General features: G+C 28.8%; 5 protein-coding genes and 1 pseudogene. 3 read left to right on the top strand and 3 right to left on the bottom strand.

The features are described from left to right. From AB4Y15_RS13725 to AB4Y15_RS13735, 3 genes and pseudogenes are all read right to left on the bottom strand, one after another. On the bottom strand, positions 1-416 hold a 416-nt coding region (locus AB4Y15_RS13725), incomplete at its 3' end, for an SRPBCC family protein (RefSeq protein WP_427340911.1). A 242-nt stretch (positions 417-658) separates the two neighbouring features. Beyond that, a complete protein-coding gene (locus AB4Y15_RS13730) occupies positions 659-1,198 on the bottom strand; it encodes a hypothetical protein (protein ID WP_427340912.1) in 540 nt (179 codons plus the stop codon). Next, positions 1,176-1,811: pseudogene (locus AB4Y15_RS13735) on the bottom strand (recombinase family protein). The gene AB4Y15_RS13730 and the pseudogene AB4Y15_RS13735 overlap by 23 nt, the downstream one beginning before the upstream one ends. Positions 1,812-2,725: 914 nt before the next feature. Here AB4Y15_RS13735 and AB4Y15_RS13740 point away from each other — a divergent pair. From AB4Y15_RS13740 to AB4Y15_RS13750, 3 genes are all read left to right on the top strand, one after another. Continuing rightward, entirely contained in the window at positions 2,726-3,199 is a 474-nt protein-coding gene (locus tag AB4Y15_RS13740) for an acyl-CoA thioesterase (RefSeq protein ID WP_427340913.1), read from the top strand. A 37-nt stretch (positions 3,200-3,236) separates the two neighbouring features. Further along, entirely contained in the window at positions 3,237-3,632 is a 396-nt protein-coding gene (locus tag AB4Y15_RS13745; RefSeq protein ID WP_427340914.1) for an FxsA family protein, read from the top strand. Positions 3,633-3,644: 12 nt separating this feature from the next. Further along, a partial coding sequence (locus AB4Y15_RS13750; RefSeq protein WP_427340915.1) for an aldo/keto reductase occupies positions 3,645-3,897 on the top strand: 253 nt, incomplete at its 3' end.

Below are 3,897 nucleotides of genomic sequence, written 5' to 3' on the forward strand. Positions count from 1 at the left end.
GCAGACGCAAATGCAAGAAGTCCATATTCAACTGCAGCTGGTAAGTTTAATGCTGCTAACTGACTAGCTATACTTGGATTACTTGCTACAGCTACATTATACATCTTTTGCGTATTACTATCTACTTCTTTTTTTAAAGTTGCAGTTTGATTCACATAATCTTTATCGACATATTTGATATGATATTCTAATAGTGAAGAATCTCCTTCTAAAGCTAAATGTTGAATATAACTTAAAAACACTTTCTTTGCTTCATCATCTAAATTTTTATACGCTTGAATGGCAAACTGTTTTTCATCTACTATTGTTTGTCTTATTGTATTTGTATATCTTTCTGAGTATGCGTACACATTTACAGTACCTAAAAATATTGTTAATATTAAAACTAAACTTACAACTTTATTAAATTTTTTCATTAAAAAATCCCCTTCCTTTTCATATTTTATATTTTTATAATTATCAAAATCTCTACTACACCAAAGTACGTACTTTTTAATTCTTTTTGCAACTCCTTTTTGATTATATCTAGAATTGAATATTGTGTCTTATATTTTAGATTTGTACAAATCTATGTTATTAATATAACAAATTTTAGAGGGATTACAATACCATTAATGTTATTTTTTTCGACATTTTTCTACAATTTTCATGATATTAGTTAGATAATTTCTTTCACCTCAACCCCCGTCTTCAAAATAAATTCTACCTCAACTAAAGATACAACTCTAATCTGAACCACCAATACTCCAAACAATTCTTCATCAAATTTCTTTATTATTTCATGATCATTTAGTATTTTCTCTATCTCTCTAACCCTAGAATAATTGCTCTTACACTCCATTTCAGTTTTTGTATATGCCAAACGTTGGCTCCTTAAGTTTTCCATCTCTAAAACCAGTCTGTTGTATTCTTCATCATAAATATCACTGTCAATACTGCTTCTAGAATTTAGCCTTATTAGATTCGTTACCTGCTTTCTAAGCTCTACTAGTCTTGAGTCTATAGTTTTTAATTTTACTTCATCTTTATTTTCTTTTAACACTTTTTCTATATTACTTATCATTTTCTTTATAAATCCATCACTATCTTTTATTACCTTGTTAGCCACCCTAACAAATGCTGCTTTTAGTTTTTCTTCATCTACTGCTTTCATGCTACAAGCTTCAGGACCATTTTCATCTCTTTTGAACAGCTTCAAATATTTCTTTGCTTATTATTGCTGGATGGCTGTTTTCTACATAATATTGAGGTGCTTGTCCCTCATTCTTCACTCTCTTATGTGTTAAAAAATCTACTCTGTTATTGTCTTTTGAAGTAGTGCATCACCGCAGTACTTTTCATTAGTACTTTTCATTCTTAAGCATTTTTGTTATAACAGTTGAATGCCATTTTCGTTTTCCTGTGACTGTTAGTATTCCATCTTTTGTAAGACCTTCTGCAATTTTATCTGCACTTTTACCTTCGAGATATTCTTTAAAAATTCTTCTTACTATTTTAGCCTGTTCTTCATTAATAATAAGCTCTCCATTTTCATCCTTATCATACCCCATAAACTTTTTGTGGTTTACCCTGACTTTACCCTGCTGAAAACGTCTTACAATTCCCCATCTGCTGTTTTCACTAATTGACCGGCTTTCATCTTGGGCTAATGAGCTTAAAATGGTAAGTAACACTTCTCCCTTTGAATCCATGGTATCTATATTTTCTTTTTCAAAATAAACTCCTATACCTTTTTCCTTTAAAATCCTTACATATTTAAAACAGTCAAGTGTATTTCTTGCAAATTGCCTAATAGATTTTATAATAATCATATCAAACTAACCTACCATTGCATCGTTTTCACTATTTTTATATTCCAAACCCCTCCCAACATTTTTCATAAAGCTTGATAAAAACTGTTCTTCATAGATTAAAGTTCTATATTCCCTTTTCTGCTGTATCAAAAATATTTCTTGCCTATTTTATTAGCTTTGCTCTTTTTTGCTTCATTTCAGCTATATTTTTCAAATGAATCACTCCTTTGTAAATTATATTCAATTTCTTTAAAAGAGTAATTATCCTTAATTTTTTTGCCTGACATAACATCACCAACTACAATTTTTATTTCTAATCACATAAAATCTATTCAACATTTATATAATAAAATCCTACCAAAATATAGAGAAAACATATATTTATTGAAAGCAATGTTTATTTAGTGAAGCCAGTATTGAACCTCAACCAAGTTCGATAACTATAATGAAAAGTAACGAATCTAAATCAAAGCGATTCTTAAATACTGAAAAAGCTTATACTTTCTTAGACAAGAACAAAATCTTCAATTTAAATAAATTAAGGTAGATTTTGCCTATATCCATTACGGAAATTATATTTAAAATTATCCGCAAATTAATGCAGTTTATAACGACTCTGGCATGTAAACATGCCAGATAAAGTTTCAATAAAATCGACATTAAATTTTTAAAATATAAGATTTTATTATAATTTCCTATGGATTATAAAAAAGCAGGCTATAAAAATTGACCCGCTTCCCGCAAAGGGCTCAGTTTGTCATTGTGCTATTTTAAATAGGATACGCCACAAGAGGTACTGGCTTCATAGTAGGATGATCTGGACTTTTTTAGGTATGAAAAAGTAAATATAGATATTATACTGTATCTACAACATATACAGAGTATTTTTTATGATATAATATTTTTAAAGATTGAAAAAAGGGGTGGAAGTTTTGAATTCGACTGAAACAAAGATAATTGCAAGATATTCTGAAACAGATCAGATGGGTATAATATATCATGCAAATTACTTTATTTGGTTTGATGTAGCTCGTACAGATTATTTAAAAAAACAAGGAGTAAATTACAGACAAATGGAAGAAAACGGCATATTACTTCCTGTAATTGAAGCGAATTGCAAATATAAAGTCTCTGTAAAGTATGACGATGAAATTATTGTAAAGACACGTATAAGTGAATTAAGCCGAACAAGAATAAAGTTTTATTACAAAATATATAGAGAGGATATTTTTATAGCAGAAGGTTTTACTGAACATGTATTTTTAAGCAAAGAAAAAAACAAGGTAGTAAATTTAAAAAAAGAGAGAAAAGATTTATTTGAAAAACTTTTTAATATATATAATAGTCAGAATAGCAAATGTACCTTAAATAGTGATTTTATTCTAGCAACAATAGAAAACCATTAATTTTAATAGGATAATTATTGTATGTTAGGAGGTAAACATGTTTTTTAAATTGATTTTGCTTTTTACAATAACCCCGATAATCGAATTATTTATACTAATACAGTTGTCAAAAGTAACTAGTGTATGGACTACTATTGGAATCGTATTGGCTACAGGTATAATAGGTGCATATCTTGCTAAAAGTGAAGGTAAGTTAGTTTTAAGTAGAATTAGAACTGAACTAAACTATGGAAGAATACCTGGCAATGAACTTCTAAATGGACTTTGTATTTTGATAGGTGGTGCATTATTATTAACTCCGGGTTTAATAACTGATACATTAGGTTTTGTATTAGTAATACCAGGTACAAGAGAGATATTTAAAAGTATCTTAAAGAAAAAGTTCAAAAAAATGATTGAATCAGGAAATATATATTTTTACTTTAGAAGGTAAGGGGGATTTTGAATGCACAAAAGAAGGCTTGGAAAAACTAATTTTGAAGTTTCTGTAATAGGTTTTGGGGGGATTCCGATTCAAAAGGTAAGCAAAGAAGAAGCAATAGAACTAATTATGACTGCAAATAAACAAGGAATAAACTTTATAGATACTGCTAGAGGATATGGAAAAAGTGAAGAGCTAATAGGTTACGGTATTGAAAAATGTGGAAGAGATAAATTTATAATAGCGACTAAATCACCGGTTAGAGATTATGAAGGAA

This window comes from Caloranaerobacter longqiensis (genome assembly GCF_050286925.1).
Lineage (GTDB): Bacteria > Bacillota > Clostridia > Tissierellales > Thermohalobacteraceae > Caloranaerobacter.